At 45.5% G+C, this 23,956-nt stretch carries 22 protein-coding genes; 10 read left to right on the top strand and 12 right to left on the bottom strand.

The window, feature by feature from the left end:
• From yidD to rpmH, 3 genes are read right to left on the bottom strand one after another with little or no spacing between them, the layout of a single operon-like run.
• Window positions 1-255: a membrane protein insertion efficiency factor YidD gene (gene yidD / locus NE536_RS14110; RefSeq protein ID WP_006083829.1), complete on the bottom strand. Its 255-nt coding sequence runs from the start codon at window positions 253-255 to the stop codon at window positions 1-3.
• Entirely contained in the window at window positions 222-578 is a 357-nt protein-coding gene (rnpA, locus tag NE536_RS14105; protein ID WP_006083828.1) for a ribonuclease P protein component, read from the bottom strand. The genes yidD and rnpA overlap by 34 nt, the downstream gene beginning before the upstream one ends.
• Before the next feature lie 15 nt (window positions 579-593).
• Window positions 594-731 (bottom strand): 50S ribosomal protein L34, encoded by a 138-nt coding sequence (gene rpmH / locus NE536_RS14100; protein ID WP_006083827.1) that lies wholly within the window; start codon window positions 729-731, stop codon window positions 594-596.
• A 447-nt stretch (window positions 732-1,178) separates the two neighbouring features.
• On the opposite strand from rpmH, the gene dnaA reads away from it, so the two are divergent.
• The 4 genes from dnaA (at window position 1,179) to gyrB (ending at window position 7,405) form a co-directional block, all read left to right on the top strand.
• Complete coding sequence (dnaA, locus tag NE536_RS14095) at window positions 1,179-2,567, top strand: chromosomal replication initiator protein DnaA (protein ID WP_006083826.1); 1,389 nt, start codon at window positions 1,179-1,181, stop codon at window positions 2,565-2,567.
• A 19-nt stretch (window positions 2,568-2,586) separates the two neighbouring features.
• A complete protein-coding gene (gene dnaN, locus NE536_RS14090; RefSeq protein ID WP_261273075.1) occupies window positions 2,587-3,687 on the top strand; it encodes a DNA polymerase III subunit beta in 1,101 nt (366 codons plus the stop codon).
• A 201-nt stretch (window positions 3,688-3,888) separates the two neighbouring features.
• Window positions 3,889-4,971 carry a DNA replication/repair protein RecF gene (gene recF, locus NE536_RS14085; RefSeq protein WP_106648778.1) on the top strand — a complete coding sequence of 361 codons (1,083 nt, stop codon included), beginning with the start codon at window positions 3,889-3,891 and terminating at the stop codon, window positions 4,969-4,971.
• A 16-nt stretch (window positions 4,972-4,987) separates the two neighbouring features.
• Entirely contained in the window at window positions 4,988-7,405 is a 2,418-nt protein-coding gene (gene gyrB / locus NE536_RS14080; RefSeq protein WP_220776523.1) for a DNA topoisomerase (ATP-hydrolyzing) subunit B, read from the top strand.
• Window positions 7,406-7,486: 81 nt separating this feature from the next.
• Here the strand turns inward: gyrB and NE536_RS14075 are convergent, their stop codons facing one another.
• Window positions 7,487-8,149 (bottom strand): glutathione S-transferase family protein, encoded by a 663-nt coding sequence (locus NE536_RS14075; protein ID WP_261273074.1) that lies wholly within the window; start codon window positions 8,147-8,149, stop codon window positions 7,487-7,489.
• Between the two features lie 240 nt (window positions 8,150-8,389).
• Here NE536_RS14075 and NE536_RS14070 point away from each other — a divergent pair, with 240 nt between their 5' ends.
• From NE536_RS14070 to NE536_RS14055, 4 genes are read left to right on the top strand one after another with little or no spacing between them, the layout of a single operon-like run.
• A complete protein-coding gene (locus tag NE536_RS14070; protein ID WP_220592983.1) occupies window positions 8,390-8,692 on the top strand; it encodes a c-type cytochrome in 303 nt (100 codons plus the stop codon).
• Between the two features lies 1 nt (window position 8,693).
• On the top strand, window positions 8,694-9,920 hold the full coding sequence (locus tag NE536_RS14065; RefSeq protein ID WP_261273073.1) for a sulfite oxidase: 1,227 nt from the start codon (window positions 8,694-8,696) through the stop codon (window positions 9,918-9,920).
• A complete protein-coding gene (locus tag NE536_RS14060; protein ID WP_261273072.1) occupies window positions 9,920-10,303 on the top strand; it encodes a cytochrome C in 384 nt (127 codons plus the stop codon). Before NE536_RS14065 ends, NE536_RS14060 begins: the two co-directional genes overlap by 1 nt.
• On the top strand, window positions 10,300-10,632 hold the full coding sequence (locus NE536_RS14055; protein ID WP_261273071.1) for a c-type cytochrome: 333 nt from the start codon (window positions 10,300-10,302) through the stop codon (window positions 10,630-10,632). The genes NE536_RS14060 and NE536_RS14055 overlap by 4 nt, the downstream gene beginning before the upstream one ends.
• 89 nt (window positions 10,633-10,721) lie before the next feature.
• On the opposite strand, the gene NE536_RS14050 is transcribed toward NE536_RS14055, so the two are convergent.
• Window positions 10,722-11,642, bottom strand: coding sequence for a 5-oxoprolinase subunit C family protein (locus NE536_RS14050; RefSeq protein ID WP_261273070.1), 921 nt, complete (start codon window positions 11,640-11,642; stop codon window positions 10,722-10,724).
• Between the two features lie 334 nt (window positions 11,643-11,976).
• Between NE536_RS14050 and NE536_RS14045 the strand changes: the two genes are divergently transcribed.
• Complete coding sequence (locus tag NE536_RS14045) at window positions 11,977-13,017, top strand: HDOD domain-containing protein (RefSeq protein ID WP_261273069.1); 1,041 nt, start codon at window positions 11,977-11,979, stop codon at window positions 13,015-13,017.
• A gap of 100 nt (window positions 13,018-13,117) precedes the next feature.
• Here NE536_RS14045 and glyS read toward each other — a convergent pair whose 3' ends face one another.
• Together glyS and glyQ are read right to left on the bottom strand one after the other, a co-directional pair.
• Entirely contained in the window at window positions 13,118-15,187 is a 2,070-nt protein-coding gene (gene glyS / locus NE536_RS14040) for a glycine--tRNA ligase subunit beta (RefSeq protein WP_261273068.1), read from the bottom strand.
• Between the two features lie 10 nt (window positions 15,188-15,197).
• The gene (glyQ, locus tag NE536_RS14035) at window positions 15,198-16,103 is read right to left on the bottom strand and encodes a glycine--tRNA ligase subunit alpha (RefSeq protein ID WP_219235734.1); all 906 of its coding nucleotides are present in this window, start codon (window positions 16,101-16,103) and stop codon (window positions 15,198-15,200) included.
• Between the two features lie 117 nt (window positions 16,104-16,220).
• Between glyQ and NE536_RS14030 the strand changes: the two genes are divergently transcribed.
• A complete protein-coding gene (locus NE536_RS14030) occupies window positions 16,221-16,823 on the top strand; it encodes a DNA-3-methyladenine glycosylase I (protein ID WP_261273067.1) in 603 nt (200 codons plus the stop codon).
• 187 nt (window positions 16,824-17,010) lie between these two features.
• On the opposite strand, the gene NE536_RS14025 is transcribed toward NE536_RS14030, so the two are convergent.
• The 5 genes from NE536_RS14025 to fadA form a co-directional block, all read right to left on the bottom strand.
• A complete protein-coding gene (locus NE536_RS14025; protein WP_261273066.1) occupies window positions 17,011-20,199 on the bottom strand; it encodes an amidohydrolase family protein in 3,189 nt (1,062 codons plus the stop codon).
• 270 nt (window positions 20,200-20,469) lie between these two features.
• A complete protein-coding gene (locus NE536_RS14020; protein WP_261273065.1) occupies window positions 20,470-20,916 on the bottom strand; it encodes an MOSC domain-containing protein in 447 nt (148 codons plus the stop codon).
• A 47-nt stretch (window positions 20,917-20,963) separates the two neighbouring features.
• Window positions 20,964-21,209, bottom strand: coding sequence for a sulfurtransferase TusA (gene tusA / locus NE536_RS14015; protein WP_259512326.1), 246 nt, complete (start codon window positions 21,207-21,209; stop codon window positions 20,964-20,966).
• 170 nt (window positions 21,210-21,379) lie between these two features.
• The gene (locus NE536_RS14010; protein ID WP_261273064.1) at window positions 21,380-22,543 is read right to left on the bottom strand and encodes a diguanylate cyclase domain-containing protein; all 1,164 of its coding nucleotides are present in this window, start codon (window positions 22,541-22,543) and stop codon (window positions 21,380-21,382) included.
• Window positions 22,544-22,785: 242 nt separating this feature from the next.
• The gene (fadA, locus tag NE536_RS14005) at window positions 22,786-23,949 is read right to left on the bottom strand and encodes an acetyl-CoA C-acyltransferase FadA (protein ID WP_014609502.1); all 1,164 of its coding nucleotides are present in this window, start codon (window positions 23,947-23,949) and stop codon (window positions 22,786-22,788) included.
• Window positions 23,950-23,956 lie beyond the last annotated feature (7 nt).

Here is a 23,956-nt window from a genome sequence, read left to right as displayed (position 1 = left end):
CTATTTATTACACCTGTCATTTTTAGGGGGGACGGGATCACTACCGCCGGGATGTAAAGGGTGACATTTTAATATGCGTTTCAATGCAAACCAACAACCTTTCGCGGTTCCATGCACTTTTATTGCTTCAATAGCATAGTGAGAGCAGGTGGGATTGAAACGGCATCGAGGGCCCAGTATAGGGCTTATGAATACTTGATAGCCACGAATTAACGTGGTCGCTAGCCATTGTAGCGGCGACTGAGTTTGCGCCATAGCTTTTCTATCAATTTGTTGATTTCAGCGTTTTCCATTTCCATCACGCCATTTCTGACAAGCACAACAATATCAAGATGAGGAATGTCGTGTTGATTTAAGCGAAAACTATCTCTGATCACACGCTTAATACGGTTACGTTGATTGGCGCGTTTTACAAAGCGTTTGGCAACAGTAAGGCCCATACGCGGATGTTGTTCCGTGTTAGGAATAGCGAGCAAGGTAATTTCAGCAGAAGATGCTTTGATGGGATTGGAAAATACAGATTTAAATTGCGCGGGAGTTAACAAACGTAACTCCCGCGAAAAGGTATAGCTAGTCAACTAGTTACCCACTTATTAAGCAGATAAACGAGCGCGACCTTTCGCACGACGACGTGCAAGCACCTTACGGCCGCCTACAGTAGCCATACGAGCGCGGAAGCCGTGAGAACGCTTGCGCTTCAGGTTGCTAGGTTGAAAAGTACGTTTACTCATGATGGCAATCCGTCTTTGTTAATTAGTGAACATATCCTTATCTCTAGGATAGAGGTAAGGGCAAAAAAGAGGCCGAATTGTAATCACAATACTTAGTCACGTCAACAACGAAAGTAAGTAAGTGCTTTATTTCTGCCAGCGTATCCTTTGATCAATCCCCAGAATACACCATAAGATGTGGATAACTCTGTGTACGGACACTACATATAGTAGTGAAGGGGATCTTCGAGCCGATCGAAGGGGGCGCCATTATAGATCAATGTGGATCGCTTAATAAAGCAGGATTTGCGGATAGTGCAGAATAAAAGGATCGTTTTGGATCTTTGATGATCGAGGATATCCACATAGAATGATCTCGCTGGGGATAAATATTTTTTAAGGATAGCGATCCTTGAGATCTCGCTATAGAATACACCTCTTTTTTGATGATCTTTTGGGGATAACTAAGTGGCTGTTTCACTTTGGCAACAATGTATCGGACGACTGCAAGATGAGCTTTCTGCTCAGCAGTTCAGTATGTGGATCAGACCGTTACAAGCCGAAATGGATGGAGATACTCTGGTGCTTTATGCGCCCAACCGCTTCGTGCTTGATTGGGTCAGAGATAAGTACATCAATATCATTAATCAGTTCTTTACTGAGCAGATGGGCAGCGATGCACCTAAATTGCGTTTCGATATTGGTAGTCGTCCTTCGGCGAAAAAGCCAAGTGTGCCAGCACCTATAGCGCCAACTCGTGTAGCGAATACCCAAACTAAAGCGACGGTAGGCACGACGTTTAACGTCCAAGCCGAGCCGATGGCGAACGCGAATCACCGCAGTAACATCAATCCTAGCTACCAGTTTGATAACTTCGTAGAAGGTAAGTCGAACCAATTAGGTAAGGCTGCTGCGTTGCAAGTGGCTGAAAATCCAGGTGGTGCTTATAACCCATTATTCTTATATGGCGGAACAGGTCTAGGTAAGACTCACTTGTTGCACGCTGTCGGTAACGGGATCATTAAAAATAATCCGAATGCCAAAGTGGTTTACATGCATTCCGAGCGTTTTGTCCAAGACATGGTTAAAGCGCTACAAAACAATGCGATCGAAGAATTTAAACGTTACTACCGTAGCGTCGATGCTTTGTTTATCGATGATATTCAATTTTTTGCCAATAAAGACAGATCCCAAGAAGAATTTTTCCATACCTTCAACGCCTTGCTTGAGGGGAATCACCAAATTATTTTGACTTCAGATCGTTATCCAAAAGAGATCGACGGTGTTGAAGACAGATTGAAATCGCGTTTTGGTTGGGGTTTAACTGTGGCGATTGAGCCACCAGAGTTAGAAACCCGCGTGGCGATTTTGATGCGTAAAGCCCAAGAGAGCGGTATTAACTTGCCCGATGAAGTGGCCTTCTTTATTGCTAAACGTTTACGTTCAAACGTGCGTGAGCTAGAAGGGGCGTTAAACCGCGTTATCGCCAACGCTAACTTTACTGGTCGACCAATTACCATTGATTTTGTTCGTGAAGCCTTACGTGACCTCTTGGCACTTCAAGAAAAATTAGTCACTATAGACAATATTCAGAAAACCGTAGCTGAATACTACAAGATCAAGATGGCTGATATGTTGTCTAAGCGCCGTTCACGCAGTGTCGCGCGCCCAAGGCAAGTGGCAATGGCGTTATCCAAAGAATTAACTAACCAAAGCTTGCCGGAAATTGGTGATGCTTTTGGTGGTAGAGATCACACCACGGTGTTGCATGCCTGTCGTAAGATTGCTCAGCTACGGGAAGAGAGCCACGACATTAAAGAAGATTATGCTAATTTGATTAGAACCTTATCTTCTTAGAACAAGGAATTTGGACACTATGAAATTCTCCATTGATAGGGATGCCCTATTAAAGCCGTTGCAATTGGTGTGTGGTGCGGTAGAAAGACGCCATAATTTGCCCATTTTGTCTAACCTCCTTGTAGAAGTAAGTGGTCACTCACTTAAGCTGACTGGTACAGATTTAGAAGTTGAACTGGTGGGCCAAGCTGTGGTTCACGGTGATATTGAAGAAGGTCGTACTACGGTTCCGGCTAAAAAGCTGCTCGATATTGTTAAATCTTTGCCAGAACAAAGCGAACTGAAAGTCGAACAACAAGATAATAAATGGTTGCTGCGTTCAGGTCGTAGCCGTTTTTCCTTAGCGACCTTGCCCGCAGAAGAATATCCTAACGTTGAAGCCTTCCAAGCTGAGATTGAATTTAGTTTGAAGCAGGGCGTATTGAAGTCGATTATCGACTCAACGCAATTTTCGATGGCTAACCAAGATGTGCGTTATTACCTCAACGGTTTATTGTTTGAAACTGAAGGTAACGTATTGCGCGCTATTGCGACCGATGGCCACCGTTTAGCCTTAAGCCACCGCTCGATTGAAGCACAATTACCTGAAAAACAAGTCATTGTTCCGCGCAAAGGCGTAATGGAAATGGCGCGTTTATTGGAGTCGGACGATCTCGATATTGCGATTGCCATTAGTGATAATGCCATTCGTGCCACTACGGCTAACACTGTATTTACCAGTAAATTAGTTGATGGCCGCTTCCCTGATTATCGCCGTGTATTGCCAAAGGGCGGTGATAAAATAGTGATTGCGAGTCGTAATCACCTGAAGCAAGCGCTGACCCGTGCATCGATTTTATCGAACGAAAAATTCCGTGGTGTGCGTATTCAACTCGAAAATGGTTTGCTCAAGATCACCGCTAACAATCCTGAACAGGAAGAGGCGGAAGAGATCATTGATGTGGAATATAACAACCAAGCCTTAGAAATTGGTTTTAACGTCAGTTATTTGCTCGACGTGCTCAACAACCTAAAGTCCGATGATGTGCGTATTACGCTCATTGATGGTAACTCCAGCGCCTTAATCGAAAACCATTTGGAAGAAGATTCCATGTATGTGGTTATGCCGATGCGCTTATAAACCATCGACTTTTACGTTACCCGTGTCTGTAGCTCAGTCTCCGATAGCTATGCCGCTTAACCGCGGCACAGTGTTTAATACGCAGTATTGGCCATTCCTTCACTCATTTACCGATAGCCTTAGCCTGTGGCAGCGATTGAGTTGCCTGTTAAGTGTTATGAATCCTTGCCTTCGCCGTTTACGCGGCTTAATGAGTAATACATGAGCCTGACCCGTCTCAATATCGAAGCGTTTCGCAACATTCAGTCCGCACAGTTAATCCCTGCACCTGGGATTAACTTGATTTATGGCCAAAATGGCAGCGGCAAAACCAGTATTCTTGAGGCGATATATTTTCTCGGTATGGGGCGTTCGTTTCGCAGCCATTTATCCCAGCGAGTTATTAATAACGACGACGATAAGTTAACCCTGTTTGCGACCTTAAATTTAGCGCGCGGTGACAGTAAAATCGGTTTACGCCGATTCCGCAGTGGTGAGACTGAAGTAAGAATCGATGGTGAAAAAGTCAAACGTCTGTCGACTTTAGCCGAAACCTTACCTATCCAAGTGATCACGCCTGAAAGCTTTTCGCTGCTGTTTGAAGGCCCAAAATCACGTCGACAATTTATCGATTGGGGCGCATTTCATGCTGACCCACAGTTTTATGGCGCTTGGACGAATGTTCGCCGCGTTCTTAAACAAAGAAATCAATTGCTTAGGAATGGTTCAGCTTATAGCCATATTCAATTTTGGGACCAAGAGTTTGTGCGTTATGCCGAGCAGGTTACTGAAATACGAAACCATTATGTAGACTCGTTAAATGAGCTACTTAAGGGTATAATCGGGGAGTTTTTACCGAGTGTAGATGTGAAGGTTTCATTTACCCGCGGCTGGGATAGTAAAACGGATTTTGCAGAACTACTCGAAAACCAATATTCCAGAGATTTGGCCACAGGTCATACCGTCAGCGGTCCCCATAAAGCTGACCTTAGACTTCGTGTAGGCACTTTGCCGGCGCAGGATGCCCTGTCCCGTGGTCAATTGAAATTATTAGTCTGTGCACTGCGTATTGCACAGGGAAAGTTGCTCAAACAACAAATAGATAAACACAGTATTTATCTTGTGGATGATCTTCCATCCGAGTTGGATGCACAGCATAGGCAGCTATTGCTAAAGCAGTTAGTGGATACAGGTGCACAAGTGTTTGTCACTGCCATTGAGCCTGCAGCAATAGTCGATTCGTTACACACACCTCCCAGTAGGATGTTTCATGTGGAACAGGGACGTGTAACGGTAATTGAATAACCATTGAGAGAATAATATGTCAGAGAATAGTTACGATTCTTCGAGTATTAAGGTCCTTAAGGGCCTTGATGCAGTACGTAAGAGACCTGGGATGTATATTGGTGACACCGACGACGGTACGGGTCTACATCATATGGTGTTCGAAGTAGTCGATAACTCTATCGATGAAGCCTTAGCCGGCCACTGCAGCGATATTACCATTACTATCCATGTCGATGGTTCGGTTTCTGTTAAAGATGACGGCCGTGGTATTCCGGTTTCTATCCATGAGGAAGAAGGCGTATCGGCTGCTGAAGTTATCATGACGGTATTGCATGCCGGTGGTAAGTTCGACGATAACTCTTATAAAGTGTCTGGCGGTCTCCACGGTGTGGGGGTCTCGGTTGTAAACGCTTTATCTAAAAAGCTGCAAATGACTATTCGCCGTGCGGGCAAAGTGTACGAGCAGTTTTATACCCACGGTGTGCCTGATGCGCCAATCAAAGAGATTGGTGATGCGACTAAAACGGGTACTGAAATCCGTTTTTGGCCAAGTGAAGATACCTTCAGCGATGTTGAGTTTCACTTTGAAATTTTGGCAAAACGCGTACGTGAACTGTCATTCCTGAACTCAGGCGTCGGTATTCGTTTAGTTGATGAACGTGACAACAAGAATGAATTCTTCAAATACGAAGGCGGTATTAGCGCATTCGTTGATTATTTGAACCGTAATAAAACTCCCGTCAATAAAGACGTATTCCACTTTATGCAAGAGCGTGAGGATGGTATTACCGTTGAAGTGGCGATGCAGTGGAATGATGGTTATCAAGAAAATATTTTCTGTTTTACCAACAATATTCCACAGCGTGATGGTGGTACTCACCTAGCGGGTTTCCGTGGCGCCTTAACGCGTAACTTAAACAACTACATGGAAAACGAAGGCTATAACAAGAAAGGCAAAACTAACGCGACAGGCGATGACGCCCGTGAAGGTTTGACCGCCGTTATCTCTGTTAAAGTGCCCGATCCTAAGTTCAGCTCACAAACTAAAGATAAGTTAGTTTCGAGTGAAGTGAAATCTGCGGTTGAACAAACCATGGGTGAGAAGCTGAACGATTATCTGCTGGAAAACCCAGCCGATGCTAAGTTGATTGTCGGTAAAATTGTCGATGCGGCCCGTGCCCGTGAAGCGGCGCGTAAAGCCCGTGAAATGACTCGTCGAAAAGGCGCGCTCGATTTAGGTGGTTTGCCAGGTAAGCTGGCCGATTGCCAAGAGAAGGACCCTGGTCTTTCCGAAATTTACATAGTGGAAGGTGACTCTGCTGGCGGTAGCGCTAAGCAGGGACGTAACCGTAAGAACCAAGCGATTCTGCCACTGAAAGGTAAAATTCTAAACGTTGAGAAGGCCCGCTTCGATAAGATGTTGTCTTCTCAAGAAGTGGCCACACTGATCACCGCTCTTGGCTGTGGTATTGGTCGTGACGAATACAATCCAGATAAGACGCGTTATCACAACATCATCATCATGACGGATGCTGACGTCGACGGCTCGCACATTCGTACCTTGCTGTTGACCTTCTTCTTCCGTCAAATGCCTGAATTGATTGAACGTGGTTATGTGTATATTGCTCAGCCACCACTATTTAAAGTGAAAAAGGGCAAGCAAGAACAGTATTTGAAAGACGAGCCTGCATTGACTCAATATCTTACGACTCAAGCGTTGGATGGCACTATTGTGTACCCAACGCAAGGTGCGATTGGTATGTCAGGTGAGCCGTTAGAGCGTTTAGTGACTCAGTATCGTGAAGTGGAAGCGATTGTTGCCCGTTTAGAGCAACGCTACCCAACGCACATTACTAACCGTATGCTTTACCACCCAATGATCACCAACGAGATGTTGGCCGATGAAGGCAAGATGAAAGAGTGGATCGATGCCTTTATCCATGAGCTGGTGGAAATGGAAAGCAGTGGCGTACTGTATTCTGCTGAGCCGATTCTCGATCCTGAGCGTAAAGTGTATTTGCCTAAGATCACTATTCGTAAACACGGTATCGATACTAACTATCTGTTTACTTATGACTTCTTCCAATCAAGTGACTATCAACGTATCGGTAAGTTAGGTGCGGCGTTAGATGGCATGATTGAAGAAGGTGGTTATGTGCAACGCGGCGAACGTGTGAAAGAAGTCGGCAGCTTCCTTGAAGCGCTAGATTGGACGATTTCTGAAGCCAAACGCGGCTTATACATTCAACGTTATAAAGGATTGGGTGAGATGAACCCTGAGCAATTGTGGGAAACTACAATGGATCCTGAATCACGCCGTATGTTGCAAGTCACGATTGATGATGCCGTGGGTGCCGATCAGTTGTTCACTTGTTTGATGGGCGATCAAGTTGAACCTCGTCGTGAGTTCATCGAAGCGAACGCATTGAACGTGGCTAACTTAGACGTTTAATGCGCGTTAAGTGACTAGCAGTACGTAAATGATTAAGGGAAAGCCAAGGCTTTCCCTTTTTTATTTCTATGATTTATCCCTTTATCGATCAATACCCGCTTCATCCGCTGCAACAATTTCAGTCTCAGCTTTAGCCGCACTTATCCACGCCTGCATTTCCGGACAGCTGATCACATGCTGCATATAGGCACGGCTTGCCTGTGAGACTTCAACACCGTAGGTGATAAAGCGCATGACCACAGGGGCAAACATCATGTCGGCAATCGACCATTGGCCAAATAACCAAGTACCTTCAGCATTTGATGGGGCAAACTCGGCCATTTGTGCTGACCAAATCGCATCGATGCGCTCAATGTCTTTGCGGACTGCATCAGTGAGCTCAACATAACGGCTCGCGCGTATGTTCATTGGTAGAGCGTTACGCACGGCATTAAAGCCAGAATGCATTTCACTGGCAATCGATCTAGCCTTGGCTTTTTGTTTAGGATCTTGCGGCCATGCGCTACCGGCAAGATAGGTATCGTTGAGGTATTCACAAATTGAGAGTGAATCCCATACCGTGATATCGCCATCGACTAATGTCGGTACTTTTAACGTTGGCGAAATGGCTTTGAGTTGCTGATAAAAGCTGTCGGTATCGAGTTGCAGTAATATTTCGTTGAACTGCACGCCAGATTTCGCGGCCATTAACCAAGCCCGCAGTGACCAGCTAGAGTAGTTTTTATTGCCAATATAAAGATCCATTGTTTGTCCTTGAGTGAAATGCCGAGTGTTTCTGCAAAGCTACTATATGGGCTCATTTCACCTATGACTAATGAATATTTTACCCTTTCTACATCCGCTAATACGCGTCATTTCTCTTGAGCTTTCGAATCACTTTTATTGAATTTAAACCACTAACCGCATTGAGATAATTTAACCATATCTTAATTACTTCGTTCGATGGAACTCGTCGGGATGAAGACTAACTGGCGAGATAAATGGATGTGGCAGCGAGTGATCTATCCGGTGAGCGTGCTGATGTTAATGTTACCAGCTGTGGCAAACGCCGATGAAGCTAATAAGTTATTGAATATGTGTAAGGCCTGCCATGGTGAATCCGGTGTGAGTCGTTTTGAGCATATCCCTAATATCGGATGGCAAAACTCGGATTACCTGTTGAAGCAACTGCGAGCCTTTAAGGCGGAAAATCGCCAAGATCCCACAATGACTAAAGTCGCTCAATTGTTGAGTGAGGCTGATATGCAGCTGATGGCGGATTACTTTTACCTCGGAAAGGATAAATAACATGGATCTTAATCGTCGGGTTTTTATTAAAGGGGCGGTAGCGACGTCTGTGTTATCTGCCTTACCCGTTAAGTGGGTATTTGCCGATCAGCTTCCCGCAGCCGTCACTCCTCTGGATATATCAGCATTAACTTGGACTAAGGCTGAGGATTTACCGAGTTACTTCAAAGTGTTAAACACTCATCCACTGAATGCGTTTCCGCCTGAGTATAAACTCGCTCCAGCTGTGACGCCTGCTGATGCCTCATTTATCCGTTGGAATGGCATAGTGCCTGATTTTAAGGCGCTTGATGCTAAGACTTGGACTTTTAAAGTGGATGGCGAGTCCGTTGCTACCCCGAAAACCTACACAATCGATGAGCTCAAGCGCCGCTTTAAGCATTACACATTACAGTTACTGATTGAATGTGGTGGCAATAGCCGTTCAGGCTTCTTTCCTAGCACTAAAGGCAATCAATGGAATAATGCTGGGGTATTTTGCTCCGAGTGGACGGGTGTCTTAGTGAGTGACGTACTTAAGGGTTGCGGTATTAAAGCCGATGCTGTTTACACGGGTCATCACGGTGTTGATCGGCATTTGAGTGGTAAAGGTGAGGCGATTTCACGCGGTGTGCCAATAAAGGCGGCGCTCGAAGAGCTTGGACTCATTGCATGGTCGATGAACGGTGAGGACATTCCTTATCTACATGGATATCCCTTACGTATTGTGTTTGGTGGCCGGCCGGGATCCGTTTCGCAAAAAGCGGCGACGGGGATCAGTGTGCGCAATAAAGTGCATGATGGACATAAAATGGAAGCGCCAGCATATCAACTCCCTAAGTATCCAATAGCGCCAGGTGAGTCCGTTGACAATAAGGACTACCGAATCATTGAAGAAATGATAGTGAAGTCCTTGATTACCGAGCCTCAATCGGGAACAGAATTAGCTGCGGGCCAGAAGATAGCCATCGCAGGCCATGCTTGGGCGGGATTGCGGGAAGTCGTTAAAGTGGAAGTGAGTTATGACTATGGAACCCGCTGGTTTACCACTGAGTTAGAAAAACCTAAAAACGTAGCGGCATGGCAGCAGTGGAAGATTGAATTGCAATTACCGTCGCAGGGATATTATGAAATCTGGGCAAAAGCGACTGATAGTAAAGGTGATAGTCAGCCTGTCGTACAACCGCAATGGAATCCTAAGGGATATATGTTTAATGGTTGCCATCGTATTGCCGTTAGAGTGGTGTAATGAGAGTACTGAACAAGCTATTTATTTTTCTTGGGCTAGTGGCATCCAGTATTTCGCTAGCCGCTGAGTATCCAGTGGACCCTAAATCGGGTTTGATCATGGCTCCTGGTTGGGAGTTAGTGAATTATCAGTGTAATGCTTGCCATACCAGCATGATAGTCGTGCAAAATCATGGCGATAAAGCCTTTTGGAAAGAGACTCTGCAGTGGATGGTAGACACTCAAGGCCTGTGGGACTTGTCGGATACTTGGGAGCCAACCTTGAGTTATCTAAGCACTTATTATGGCCAAGTTGAAATGGATATGGCGCTTTTTAGGCGTCTTCCCTTAGAACCTAGCCTGCAGCCTGCGCTAGTTAAACCTTTCCCTAAGGAGCCAAAATGAATGCGATTATCATAATGATTGCGCTATGTGGCTTATCCGCAGAGGTCTTTGGAGCGGTTTATCAAGCAGATAGTGAACGTGGTCAGGCGTTGGCTACGGCTCAGTGTGAGTCGTGTCATGGTAATGCAGTGATCGCTATGGCCAAGCAATTCCCAAACTTAAAGGGACAGAAATTAGCTTATCTCAATAAACAGCTTGTCGATTTTAAAGCAGGTTTACGACTCGATCCTTTGATGCGGTCGCAAGTCAGCGCGTTAAGCTCTGAGCAATTACAAGATGTGGCACGATTTTATAGCCAGCAAGTTACACCGAACCTAAGTGCGAATTAGCGTTATTGTGGGGACTATTTGAATGAAGTCGAATGTAGCTTGCTAGGAATGCGGGGGATGTTTCTTGGACGCGATGATTAAGCGGCCTGTTAACCTAGACTGCGTTGTAAGCGATAGAAGTAGTCATGCCATTCTGCTTGCGCCGTTGCGGCTTGTTCATCGTCGACTAATTCGAATGTTACTGTTTGCCCTGGGCGAGTTTGGGCAAGCTTCCAAAGATCGGCTTCAATAATCACGGCTATTTGAGGATGACTGCTGGTGGTCTGCGCATCTGCAAGTAACACGAGTGGTTGCCCAGAAGCGGAGACTTGAACCACTCCGGGCGTGACTGTGTGTGATTGTACTGGGAATGGCTTCGCCAATGTTAACGTATCACCTTTGAGTATTGCACTCGCACGATCACTTTCAGCTGAAAGTTGCCACTGTGTTTGCCAGAATGTTTGCTGAGATTTCAACGAGAAGGCTTGAGTGTGCTTGGTCGCGAGTGCGCGAATATGCCCATCCCAACTTTTTTGAATTGCACCAACTTGTCTTCTGAGTGGGTGAGCTAAACCTAAGCTCAGGCGATCGCCAGCTTCTAATGCGCGGCCATGAAATCCACCGATACCTGAGGTTAAATCGGTAGCGGCAGAATCCATCACTAGCGGTACTTTAACGCCACCATCAACGGCAATATAAGCACGCATGCCTTTATTTCCCCCTCTAAGGCTGAGTTTTTGTCCTGCCTTAATGGAGTAACGCCAGCCGCAAACTATGGGCTTATTGTCTATACGAGCATCGAAATCGGCACCCGTTAAGGCAATCCAAGCGTCGCGTTTAAACAAAAAAATCGATTGGCCGAAGGTTAATTCCAATACGGGTGTATTGTCTGGGTTTGATAATAGGCGGTTTGCTAAACACAGGGCAGGTCTATCTAAGGCGCCAGCTTGGGTTACACCTAAATGTCGGTATCCCATGCGTCCGAGATCTTGAACTGTAGTGAGTGCACCTGCTTTTATTACCTCGAGCATCAAATGTTCCGTCGTTAGCTGGCAAGTATGTCGTGAATGACTTAAAGGGAGACGAAATACGTATCACTTTATGAAGGCTGGGCATATTGTCAGTTAAATGATGCTGAAATGTAAGTTTTTTGAGGTTTCAAGTTGTAACCAAGATTGTCCTAATAGAGGCTACAATCATGGGATTGCTGGCGTCAGAAATGAATTGAATATGTTACACTTAAGCGAGCCATTAGCATGTCTGTAACGTGTTTATGTATCGCTTAAGCTTGATCAAAATGGATTTGAGATGGGCAATATTTAACTGACTTTTTAACAATTATCTATAATGACAGGTTGATGCTTCTTGATTAAATCACTTTTTAATAAGCTCTTCAATATTCGTGATTCGGCGACGGTAGAGAGACCCAAAAGTTTTTCAACGACGGACTTAGGTAAATCGTTTGAACCTGCGCGAAAGCCAGCTAAATCTCTCGAAGATATTAGCGTGGTATCTGTTGATTTATCTGCACTCTTTTATAGTTTGTTATTTCCTACACGGGTTAAGGACACTGGCGGCGTAGCCAATAATCTTGAACGTCGAGTCATGGCGGAGATAGAGCAGGCCTTGGCATCACCACAAGTGATCGCCGAGAAAGTGTTAAAGCTACCGTCAAAAGTATTGGAATTAGATCGTAAACTGGCCGATCCACAATTTGATATTAAGGACCTATTAGCGCTCATCGAGCAAGATCCTTTACTGAGTATTGAGGTGCTTAAGTTATGTAATTCCCCTGCATTTAAACGTAGCGATAGGGATATCACCAGTTTGCAGCAGGCTTTGGTACAGCTTGGTCGTGAACAGTTGAGAAAGTTTGTTACCACTTGTCTAGTGCGTGAAATGTTGGATATCAAGCCAATCTATTTCCGTCGTTTTGGGGCTGAAATTTGGCGCCATTCGATGCAGGTTGCTTTTCTTGCCAGTGAGTTAAGCGATGAAGATCAAGATACGGCTTTTTTATTGGGTTTATTACACGATGTCGGCAAGCTGGCCATTTTTAAAATGCTTCTCGATGCATTTGTACAGGCAGAGCCGGGAGAACAGCCTAATTCTGGTTTATTTAGACAAGTGATGACGACGAAATCGTTAGCCTTAAGTTCATTGCTCGCTAAGCATTGGCAGTTACCCAATACCTTTGAAACAGAATTAGACAAGCTTGCCAGTGTGAACTCGCGCCCGCAAGCTGGGCTAGCTGCTGTGGTATGGCGGGCGAATGTGATCAGCGAGATTTCTATGCTGCATCAAGCAGGGCAATTGTCCCCTGAGATTCTGGCGAATTTACTGCAGCAAGTTAACTTAGATCAAACACAATTTGATGGCTTACATCAAAAACTACTGCAGTTTTGATTGAGCCATGTAATACGTTTGATATAAGAAATCAGGGCAATAAAAAACGCGCTAATGAGCGCGTTTTTTATAAAGCGATAATTTAAAAACGTTAGTATCGTTATTGCAGTAGTGATATATCTGCGACGTGCAGGAACTGCTCGCGTAGATTATTCAACAATGCTAAGCGATTGTTTTTCAACGCTTCATCATCTGCCATTACCATCACATCTTCGAAGAACTGATCCACGCTTTCACGTAGGCCAGCCAACAAAGTTAAGGCTTGCTGGTAATCGGCATTGGCAAACAAAGGCGCCAACTGTGGTTGCAGCTCGTTCAACTTGGCCGCTAATGCTTGCTCTGCGGCTTCGGTTAACAGACTCGCATTGATCGTTGTCGGTAAAGCACCTTCAACCTTAGCCAGAATGTTGGATACTCGTTTGTTCGCTGCCGCAAGGGCGCTAGAAGCTTCTAGGCTTCTAAAGTGTGATACCGCATTGATACGGCTATCAAAATCAGCAGGGCGTGTTGGGCGACGTGCTAGCACGGCTAAGATCACATCAACACCAATACCTTTATCTTGATACCAAGCACGGAAACGAGCCATTAAGAATTCAAGCACTTCCTCTGCTGCGTTTGCGTTGCTTAAGTTAGTACCGTGGAGTTCCTGAGCCTTAGCAATCAGGGTTACTAAATCCAGTGGCAGTTTGTTCTCAACGATAATACGTAGCACGCCAATCGCCGCGCGGCGTAGGGCAAAGGGATCGGCTGCGCCTTTTGGTGCTTGGCCAATACCAAAGATGCCGACTAAAGTATCGAGCTTATCTGCTAATGCGACTGCGCAAGATACGCCTGCATTAGGCACAGTATCGCCAGAGAACTTAGGCTTGTATTGCTCTTCCATCGCAACAGCAACAGCTTCAGTTTCACCATCGAGGCGGGCGTAATGCATGCCCATAGTGCCTTGAGTATCGGTAAATTCCATCACCATATTGGTCATCAAATCGGTTTTAGATAACAAACCAGCACGGGCTGCATCAACCGCATTCGCGCCAGTTTGCTCAGCAATAAAGGCGGCTAGGGCAGAGATACGAGTCACTTTGTCTTTTAATGTACCGAGTTGCTGTTGGAACAGGACGGTTTCTAAGCTAGGTAAACGTGATTCCATCGTGTGTTTTTTATCGGTATTAAAAAAGAATTCTGCGTCGGCAAGACGTGGACGAACGACTTTCTCGTTGCCAGAGATAATTTGCGCAGGATCTTTAGATTCTATGTTGGTCACAAAGATAAAGTTTGGCAGTAACTTGCCCGCGTCATCAAAAACTGGGAAGTATTTTTGATCGCCCTTCATGGTGTAGACCAAAGCTTCAGACGGTACGCTTAAGAATTTTTCTTCGAAGCTGGCGGTCAATACCACTGGCCATTCAACCAAAGAGGCGACTTCTTCAAGTAGGCTATCTTCGATATCGGCTGTGCCACCAATCTTAGCGGCGGCTTTTTCGGCATCGGCTTTGATTAATGCTTTACGGCTTTCGTAATCGGCGATGACTTTGCCTTTTTCTTTTAGGTCGGCAAGGTAGTGATCAGCATGGGCTAATTCAAACTGCTTGAGTCCCATAAAGCGGTGACCGCGAACAGTGCGTGCCGATTTGATACCCAGCAACTCACCTTCAATCAACTCGCTGCCTAACAACATAGTCGCTGTGTGCACTGGGCGAATAAATTGGGTTTTATTATTGCCCCAGCGCATTGGCTTAGGGATAGGCAATTTATCGAGTGCACGTTGAGCCATAGCAGCGATCAAACTTTTCGTTTCGACGCCTTCAACTTTAGCGTTATGGACTAACCATTCGCCTTTATCTGTGACTAAACGTTCGGCTTGTTCAACTGTAATACCATTACCACGTGCCCAACCTTCGGCAGCTTTCGTCGGCTTACCTTCTGCATCAAAGGCTGAACTCACGGCGGGGCCGCGTTTTTCAACCACTTTATCAGCTTGTGCAAGGGCCAGTTCGGTAACGTTAATTGCCAGACGACGTGGCGCTGCATACCAAACGGCTGAGCTAAAGGCTAAATCGGCTTTGGTGAGTTCTTCGGTAAAGTTAGCTAAAAAGGATTCAGCCAGTTTACGCAGTGACTTAGGTGGTAATTCTTCCGTGCCTAACTCTATGAGTAAGTTTTCAAAATTCATGTTTTTACCTCTACTTACACATTGGGAAGCCAAGCGCTTCGCGTGCCTGATAATAGGATTCAGCAACCGCTTTCGCCATAGTACGAACGCGCAGAATATAACGCTGACGTTCAGTCACTGAAATGGCGTGGCGGGCATCGAGTAAGTTGAAGGCGTGTGAGGCTTTCATCACTTGCTCGTAGGCGGGCAGAGGTAAAGGTTTTTCCAGTGACAATAAATGCTGACACATTTTTTCGCACTGATCGAACAGGGTGAACATAAAGTCCACATCGGCGTGCTCGAAGTTATAGGTCGATTGCTCGACTTCGTTTTGATGAAACACATCGCCATAGGTGATGCGCCCCAGCGGACCATCGGTCCAAACGAGATCATAAACACTATCAACACCTTGGATATACATAGCCAGACGTTCTAGGCCATAGGTGATTTCACCTGTGACTGGGCTGCATTCGATGCCGCCAACCTGTTGGAAGTAAGTAAACTGAGTTACTTCCATACCGTTAAGCCAGACTTCCCAGCCTAAGCCCCAAGCACCTAGTGTTGGTGATTCCCAGTTATCTTCCACAAAGCGGATATCGTGGATTTGAGTATCGATACCCAACGCTTGCAGTGAGCCTAAATACAGCTCTTGAATATTGTCAGGTGAAGGCTTCAACACGACTTGGAATTGGTAGTAGTGCTGCAGACGGTTAGGGTTTTCACCGTAACGACCGTCCGTAGGGCGGCGCGATGGCTGCACATAGGCACTGCTCATAGGTTCTGGCCCTAAAGAACGCAGGAAAGTTTGTGGGTGGAATGTTCCCGCGCCGACTTCCATATCTAGAGGTTGAACGATTGCACAGCCTTGCTGTGCCCAATATTCCTGCAGGGTGAGAATGAAACCCTGAAATGTTTTTACGTCGTGTTTTGTCGTCATGTCTACTTGTCTACTGCCGTCAGCCTGAATAGAAAATGGGTTCGATTATACCTTGTAGATATCTGCTTATGTAGGTTATTTTTTACCTTCTTAATTAAAACAATAAGGTTATATACCATGGAAGAGATCCGTTGTGGCTGGGTAAGTGATGATCCCTTGTATCGTGAGTATCATGACAAAGTGTGGGGGCGGCCGGTTTATGATCCTAAGGAGCTGTTTGCTAAGTTGTGTTTAGACGGTCAACAGGCCGGATTATCTTGGATTACGATCCTGAAGAAACAACAAAACTATGAGCAGGCCTTTGCCAATTTTGAACCAGAAGTGATTGCTGGCTTTGATGAGGCGAAAGTCGAGGAACTTATGTTGAATCCCGGCATAGTGCGCAATCGTTTGAAGGTGAACTCTATCATCAAGAATGCCAAAGGATATTTGGCCTATACTGCCGATGGGAAGGATTTCTCTACATTCTTATGGAGCTTTGTTGGCGGTGAGCCCATAGTTAATCAGTTTACTGCTATGTCGCAGGTTCCAGCGCAAACGCCAGAATCTGAAGCCATGTCAAAATCCTTAAAGAAACTCGGATTTAATTTCGTCGGCCCAATAATTTGTTATGCCTTTATGCAGGCGGTGGGTATGGTGAATGACCACCTTGTAGAGTGTATTTCTTACCAGGCCTGTGTTGATTCCTGTGCCGGTCAGCATAACTGCGAACATCAGTAATCGCTCATCTTGCTGATGTGATGTAGGACAGTACTCATAGCAATATTTGAGTTCTTGTCCATATGCACAAAATGTAAAAAAGCATGTTCCACGTGGAACATGCTTTTATCTTTATTGGTGATATCTGGTTAATCCAAATAATTAAAACAGGAAAGCGAATCTCCCATTCTAGCCTTGATGATAGAGTTTAGATTTTCTCAAAGAAAAACGGCTTACGTTTTTCCTTATCCCCATTAAGCTCATTCATCGTCTCAGCATTAAAAAGCTTACCGTTGACCATGGTATAAGTGACTTTATCTGTAACGCGAATATCGGCTAATGGATCACCATCAATAACGATTAAGTCTGCGAGCTTACCTTCTTTAATCGAGCCTAGCTGTTGTTCCATACCAAAGGTTGTCGCAGGATTAATGGTGGCCGTTTTCAATACTTCCATATTGCTCATGCCGCCTTGGGCGAACATCCACATTTCCCAATGTGCTGCTAAGCCTTCACGCTGACCGTGGGCGCCAATATTAGGGTGGACCCCTAACTTATTGAGCTCGTTAGCCACTTTAGCAACATTGAAATGATTGTAGTGGCCATCTGGTGCATGCGGGCGTCGCATGGATCTCGCCTGCAAGATATCGGCGGGGACATACATAGACAGACGTGGATGCGCCCACACATCGGTTTTGTCGTACCAGTAGTTTTCGCCTGAAATGCCGCCATAGGCGACCACTAAGGTTGGAGTGTAACCGACTTTAGTTTGGCTCCAGAATTGTTTGATGTCGTTATAAATCGCTGCCACTGGCAGAGAGTGCTCAACCGTTGTATGGCCATCGGCGACCATAGTGAGATTGTGTTGCAGCAAACTGCCACCTTCTGGCACGACCATCATTTCGAGTTCACGAGCGGCAGCGATGACTTGTTGCCGCTGATTGCGTCGCGGTTGGTTGTAGCTTTTTACGCTAAACGCTCCGACTTTTTTCAGACGTTCAAGATGAAACTTGGCATCATCCAGTGAGTCTATGTGCGATGTGTAGCCAGGCGCATTGGCACCATACAATATGGTGCCAGTCGAGAAAATACGTGGGCCAACTATGTGTCCTGCTTTTTGCTGTTCGGAAGCGGCAAAAATCTCTGTCGTGTCATTCGAGGGATCGTGAATAGTGGTGACACCTAAGGAAAGGCCAGAATACAGCGCCCAGTTCTGTTGTGGCACAATTTCATCATCTGCTTGCGGTCCATGGGCGTGGGCATCGAATAGCCCTGGCATGATCGATTTTCCTTTGATGTCGATGATCTGTGCATCTTTTGGAATCGCGATATTGGCATCACCTACGGCGACAATATGATTGTCTTTGACTATGACCACGCCATTGTCGATGACTTGGTCGTTTTCCATCGTAATCACTTTGCCACCGACGAAGGCGATTGTTCCACGTGGAACATCGGCCTTTTCGGTAAAGCCTAAATTGATAATACTTGGCTGAGCCTTTTCATCTTTATTGAGATATTGAGTATCAACCTTGGCTTGATAAAGTTCGGGGCCAAGTGTCCAATACAGTTGGTTGCTTTTACTGTTCCAACTGATACTTTCACCCGCACGGACACTCAATTGGCTTACGGGTAGATTGTTGGCATTGGGTCCAATCTCAACTGTTTCACCGTGTTTAGCAAAAGGCGTCACCCAAACCTTAAAGCGTTCGGCAAAGGCGAGTTGCTCACCATCGGGTGAAACCCTAAATTCAGTCGCATGCTTGCTGCTGTAATGAACCCGTTTATCGAAGCCATCTAAGTTGATAGATGATAACTGTGGCGTTTCATCTTCGCTGCTATTCATAAAAAAGACGCGATCGGCATTGGCACCAAATTGAGCTTGGTAGCCATCGGCACTGATTTTCTTATTTTGTTTGCTTTTGATATCGACTTTATATAGTCCAGGCTCCTGCGACCAAGTTCTTGGTGTGAGGTTACCGCCTTGGGTTTTACGATACACCACAAGTTCACCATCGGGTGAAAAGGTGGGTTCTACGTACTTTCCTGGCTCAGATGTTAGCTGCTTAGGTTTGCCACCTTTTGCACTAATGACTTGCACTGTTCCTTGGTCTTGGTCATTCCAAGTGGTGAAAACAATATTTTTGCCATCGCGTGACCATTGTGGATACAGTTCTTCAATCCCATTATTGAGTTCAGTTAAGCGCGACATTTTTCCATCGGGTAATGATTTTAACCAAATCTTCCCTAGTGCTTCGAAGGCGACTTTACTGCCATCGGGAGAGACCTGCGCCATACGTAGCATTTTGACATCGAAAACATCTTTATCTATATCTTGCTTAAAGCGTACTGAGGGTTGTACTGCTAACTCAGTTTTTACGCTAAAGGGGATATCTGTGAGTGTTTTGCTGGCAACATTCAGGCGGTTAATCTTTCCCTTCGCCCAGAAGAAAATATCCTTGTTATCTTGAGTCCACGCCATTGTTGGATAGACGCCATGAATCGCCCAAGTCTCTTGCATATCACGGTCTAGTTCGCCAAACAGTTTAGTGGTTTCACCAGACTTGAGGTCGAGTAGGTAGAGTGATGAATTAAAATCATCGCGCTTTATATAGGCGAGCTTAGTGCCATCAGGACTCGGGGTTGGTCGAATTGCGCCACCGGTACCTTCAATCAAAATTTCAATGTCACCGGTTTGGGTATCATAACGTTTGATTTTGTAGATACCGTTAACTGAGTCCTTTGAATAGTGGAATGTTTTGCCTGGCGTATCATCTTGGCTAAAGTAGATATAACGGCCATCGGGCGAGTACGCGGGTTCGCCTAAATCTTTCTGATCATTTGGGCGTTCAGTTAGTTTGACGCCTTCGCCGCCCGCTACGTGGTATAGCCACACTTCACCCGCACCTAAACTGCGGCTGGCGGTAAAATGCTTACGTGCAACAAGATACTGAGAGTCAGGGCTCCAAGCTGGACTGTTTAGCAGCCTGAATGTTTCTTGGGTGACAGTTCGTGGATTGCTGCCATCGGCATCCATGATCCAAATGTTATCGCCACCATCGCCATCCGAGGTAAATGCGATGTGTTTGCCATCTGGGCTATAGACGGGCTGCATCTGCCAAGCAATACCTTGGGCTAATGGCTTAGCTTCACCGCCTGATACTGGGATTTGATAAATGTCGCCGAGTAAGTCGAAGACGATATGCTTGCCATCTGGACTGACACTAAGGTTCATCCAAGTGCCTTCATTAACGTCAATTTTGACTTGCTCTAAGGGGGCATTCGCTGGAGCGTTAACATTCCATTCGGCCTCCTTAGTTTCTGCTGCGTTAACGGCGAGGGTATTCATCCCTAGAGCGAGGGCGATATAAAGCGGGGTAAGTTTAGATTTCAACATGTCACTTCCTGTTATCGTTCTTATGGACTGCTTGAGTTGTATTAATTTTAAGATGAACTTTTGTTAATACTTAGTCTAGTTATCGCATAAATAGGGAAGAAGGAACACGTAAATACTGTTTCAATTGATGACCGAGGGAATGGAAAAGTAACGGCGATATAGATAAGAAAGCGGGCATAGCAGAAATAGAACCAAGTCAATTGGTTCTATTTACTGAGGAGTATGGAGATTTAACTAAGAGTAAGAGTGGCTGACTCGCTGGGAATAAAATTAGCTTGGATTCACCAGAGTGATCTCATCGCCTAAGTGGATCATGGCATCATTCAATACTCGGCAGGTTACACCACCTCGCCAATCTGGCCTGAGCGCGGCCTCTAAACCGATATGCGCTATTTCCATCTTTTTACAGGGATCGGTTTCACCCGTTATTTCAAGTCGCAACTCGCCGATCTGTAAATGTTTACCAACATCGGCACTACTAAATACGAGATCATCAACCAGCAGATTTGCTCTGCGAGTCGTCCATGGTAAATCTGCCTCGATACTATGGCAGGCCTGTTGCCACTGAATTTTAGAAAGCACAGTGACTTGGCGTTTGCCTGGACGACCAAACACATCTTTCTCTACGCCACTGAGTTGGGTGACATTGGCACAGAGAACTTCATTCATTGGGCCGCGCTTTACAGTTTTATAGGCAATCGCCAGCAGTTTTGGCATAGTTTCTCACATCCTTTGTTCATGATTAAGTCGTTAACGAATACGACTTAAAGTCCTTTTTTGATCAAATATTGATATGGCGTTTGTGTGGTTTCACTGGCAATTAAGGTGTGATCCATAAATTCACAAAAGCTTGGAATATCGCGCGTCGTAGCAGGATCATCGGCAATGATCAGCAGTGTCTCGCCGGTAGCCATTTGTCTTACGGTTTTACGCACCATCATTACAGGCTCTGGGCAGCGTAAACCAAGAGCATCGAGTCTATGCTGCGCGGTTGAGAAAGCGTCGTTCATATTACCTCTACTGAACGGTTAAGCAGAATTAGCTAATGTTACTCTAGCCCCCATGATAAACCAAGTTGGCGGTTTCAATTTGTGATCTGGTTTCATTGAGATGTTCTATCAATACGAATGTTAGATATTTAATGTTCCACGTGGAACATGATGACGAATGGGTTTAAAAATTACTCGACGGCTTTATCAACGCTTTGAGATTGAGAGATTGAATGGACATCTGCGGTACTATTCTCAGGTACTAAATCATTTGCTGCCGCCATAGTTTGTTGCTGCTGTTTGGATGCACGTTTGTAGCTATACATTCGCTGATCGGCTTTATGAATTAAGCTATTGGCTTCTTCATATTCGTAGGGTCCAGTATCAATAATGCCAAAGCTTAAGGAAATATTGTTTAAACTGAGTTTTATTTTTTGATTGAATCGAGTGATGACATTATCCCGAGCTTGTTCTTCACGGCAGTTAGGCATAATGATACAGAACTCATCTCCACCATATCGAAAGCAATGATCCTCGGCCCGAGTGATTTCTTTAATCGCTTTTGCTACAGCGCGCAGTACTTCATCCCCAGATCTATGGCCTTGGGTGTCGTTGAATGACTTAAAATCATCTACGTCTAAGTAGATTACGCTGACGGGTTCGGCACGCCTTTGGGCGGCCCTGAGTATGCGCGTTGCCGTTTCTTGTAAATGCCTAACGTTGAGCAGGCCTGTTAAGGGATCGGTTTGCGATAGTTCTTCTAACTGCTGTGTCCGCTCTTTGACTTTGCTTTCCATGCTTTGGGCATATTTTTCGGCTTTATCCTTAGCGTTCTCAATCTCGGATACTAAGCTGCGAATATAAGTATCGAATACTAACGTGACATCAAACAGCACCAGTTTATCAATCGCGACACGGATACATTCGCCTTGAAGTGTATCTTGCACTGAACAGTTGATCACGGCGTAGATAAGCTCTTTTAGCGTGTGTACCGCAGATAGGTAAAGCTTAGGCTCAACACCAATGCGTTTATGGACCAACCCAATCCGCAGGCGATTGTTTACGTACTCAAGATCATAAACACCATTAAATAAATCGAGCACATATCTTCTCTGTGCGGTACGTAAGCGGGCAAGGGTGTCTGAGTCTCCGATCAGCAGCGCAATTTCTGACACGCTGGTTTGTAAGCCATAAAAGTCATCGACGATTTTATCTATGTTTTCTTCAATGATGGGCTTAAAGGATTGTAGGGCCTTTACGTCTGCCCCAGTAAAAGAGAAGAGCGCCTTACGAGACTCGATCTCCAGCTCAGTGATCCGCATTTGTTCGAAAAGGGTCTGTTCCGTTTGTAGCATCAGGCATTCCTCTTGTAAAACAACGAATTGCATCCTTGCACTACACTGCCTAGATTTGGCTGATGATTGCTTGCCTGTTGTTGTCCACAATAGCCAGTGATGCCCTTGTAGTTAAGTTGATAACGGACTGATTTTCAAATGAACAGCAGAAGAAATGAGAAATATTAATATTTACGCTGGCAGAAAATTTGGCATAAAAAAGCCGGAACAAGTTCCGGCTTTGAAATTATTCGAGTAACGAATTAAACGCGTTCGAATACAGTGGCGATACCTTGGCCTAAACCAATACACATGGTCGCTAACCCTAAGGTCGCGTCTTTGTCTTCCATTAAGTTGATCAGCGTCGTAGAGATACGAGCGCCTGAACAACCCAGTGGGTGACCTAGTGCAATTGCGCCGCCGTTGAGGTTGATTTTGTCATCAACCACATCTGCTAAACCTAAATCTTTCACACAAGGTAAAGACTGAGCAGCAAACGCTTCGTTAAGTTCAATCACATCTAAATCGGCAACGGTAATACCAGCTCGAGCTAGAGCTTTTTGCGTGGCAGGCACTGGGCCGTAACCCATGATAGCCGCGTCACAACCTGCAACCGCCATAGAGCGAATACGTGCACGAATCGGCAAGCCAAGTGCGCGCGCTTTAGATTCTTCCATGATCAACATGGCTGAGGCGCCATCAGACAGTGCAGAAGAAGTACCAGCAGTTACAGTACCATTTACTGGATCAAATACGGGGCGCAGTGCAGCCAAAGATTCCATTGTGGTTTCTGGGCGGATCACTTCGTCTTGCAGGACTTTAATTAAGGCACCGTTAGCATCGTGACCTTCAATGCCATAGATTTCTTTGGCAAAGCGGCCTTCAATCGTCGCTGCATAAGCACGTTGGTGTGAACGTACCGCAAACGCATCTTGCTGTTCACGGGTAATACCGTGCAGTTTACCCAGCATTTCAGCCGTTAAACCCATCATGCCAGAGGCTTTTGCCACGTTGTTAGCAAGACCTGGGTGGAAGTCGACACCATGGCTCATTGGCACATGGCCCATGTGTTCTACGCCACCAATAATAAAGGTGTCGCCCATGCCAGTCATAATCGCACGTGCAGCTTGATGGATAGCATCCATTGATGAACCACATAGGCGGTTAACCGTCACAGCGCCAGCGGTCTTTGGAATACCCGCTAATAGCGAAGCGTTACGGGCGATGTTGAAGCCTTGCTCTAGGGTTTGTTGCACACAACCCCAAATCACGTCTTCAATCAGGTTTGGGTCGAGTTGTGGGTTACGCAGCAACAGACCTTTCATTAGTTCAGCAGACAGAGTTTCTGCACGCACATTACGAAATACGCCAGCCTTTGAGCGGCCCATCGGAGTACGGATGCAGTCTACGATAACAGCTTGTTTCATGATTAAA

This window comes from Shewanella septentrionalis (genome assembly GCF_025370265.1).
Lineage (GTDB): Bacteria > Pseudomonadota > Gammaproteobacteria > Enterobacterales > Shewanellaceae > Shewanella > Shewanella hafniensis.
The sequence above is the reverse complement of the archived record's forward strand: the minus strand, read 5'-3'. Positions and strand labels throughout refer to the sequence as shown.

What these genes read in the sequence shown, in the direction of transcription:
- NE536_RS14070 (WP_220592983.1), top strand. Translation starts at nt 8,390, where the DNA reads ATGTGGCAGCGAGTGATCTATCCGGTGAGCGTGCTGATGTTAATGTTA.
- NE536_RS14020 (WP_261273065.1), bottom strand. Translation starts at nt 20,916, where the DNA reads ATGCCAAAACTGCTGGCGATTGCCTATAAAACTGTAAAGCGCGGCCCA.
- recF (WP_106648778.1), top strand. Translation starts at nt 3,889, where the DNA reads ATGAGCCTGACCCGTCTCAATATCGAAGCGTTTCGCAACATTCAGTCC.
- NE536_RS14075 (WP_261273074.1), bottom strand. Translation starts at nt 8,149, where the DNA reads ATGGATCTTTATATTGGCAATAAAAACTACTCTAGCTGGTCACTGCGG.
- gyrB (WP_220776523.1), top strand. Translation starts at nt 4,988, where the DNA reads ATGTCAGAGAATAGTTACGATTCTTCGAGTATTAAGGTCCTTAAGGGC.
- glyS (WP_261273068.1), bottom strand. Translation starts at nt 15,187, where the DNA reads ATGAATTTTGAAAACTTACTCATAGAGTTAGGCACGGAAGAATTACCA.
- yidD (WP_006083829.1), bottom strand. Translation starts at nt 255, where the DNA reads ATGGCGCAAACTCAGTCGCCGCTACAATGGCTAGCGACCACGTTAATT.
- NE536_RS14060 (WP_261273072.1), top strand. Translation starts at nt 9,920, where the DNA reads ATGAGAGTACTGAACAAGCTATTTATTTTTCTTGGGCTAGTGGCATCC.
- NE536_RS14065 (WP_261273073.1), top strand. Translation starts at nt 8,694, where the DNA reads ATGGATCTTAATCGTCGGGTTTTTATTAAAGGGGCGGTAGCGACGTCT.
- fadA (WP_014609502.1), bottom strand. Translation starts at nt 23,949, where the DNA reads ATGAAACAAGCTGTTATCGTAGACTGCATCCGTACTCCGATGGGCCGC.
- tusA (WP_259512326.1), bottom strand. Translation starts at nt 21,209, where the DNA reads ATGAACGACGCTTTCTCAACCGCGCAGCATAGACTCGATGCTCTTGGT.
- NE536_RS14030 (WP_261273067.1), top strand. Translation starts at nt 16,221, where the DNA reads ATGGAAGAGATCCGTTGTGGCTGGGTAAGTGATGATCCCTTGTATCGT.
- glyQ (WP_219235734.1), bottom strand. Translation starts at nt 16,103, where the DNA reads ATGACGACAAAACACGACGTAAAAACATTTCAGGGTTTCATTCTCACC.
- NE536_RS14025 (WP_261273066.1), bottom strand. Translation starts at nt 20,199, where the DNA reads ATGTTGAAATCTAAACTTACCCCGCTTTATATCGCCCTCGCTCTAGGG.
- dnaN (WP_261273075.1), top strand. Translation starts at nt 2,587, where the DNA reads ATGAAATTCTCCATTGATAGGGATGCCCTATTAAAGCCGTTGCAATTG.
- NE536_RS14010 (WP_261273064.1), bottom strand. Translation starts at nt 22,543, where the DNA reads ATGCTACAAACGGAACAGACCCTTTTCGAACAAATGCGGATCACTGAG.
- NE536_RS14050 (WP_261273070.1), bottom strand. Translation starts at nt 11,642, where the DNA reads ATGCTCGAGGTAATAAAAGCAGGTGCACTCACTACAGTTCAAGATCTC.
- rpmH (WP_006083827.1), bottom strand. Translation starts at nt 731, where the DNA reads ATGAGTAAACGTACTTTTCAACCTAGCAACCTGAAGCGCAAGCGTTCT.
- NE536_RS14055 (WP_261273071.1), top strand. Translation starts at nt 10,300, where the DNA reads ATGAATGCGATTATCATAATGATTGCGCTATGTGGCTTATCCGCAGAG.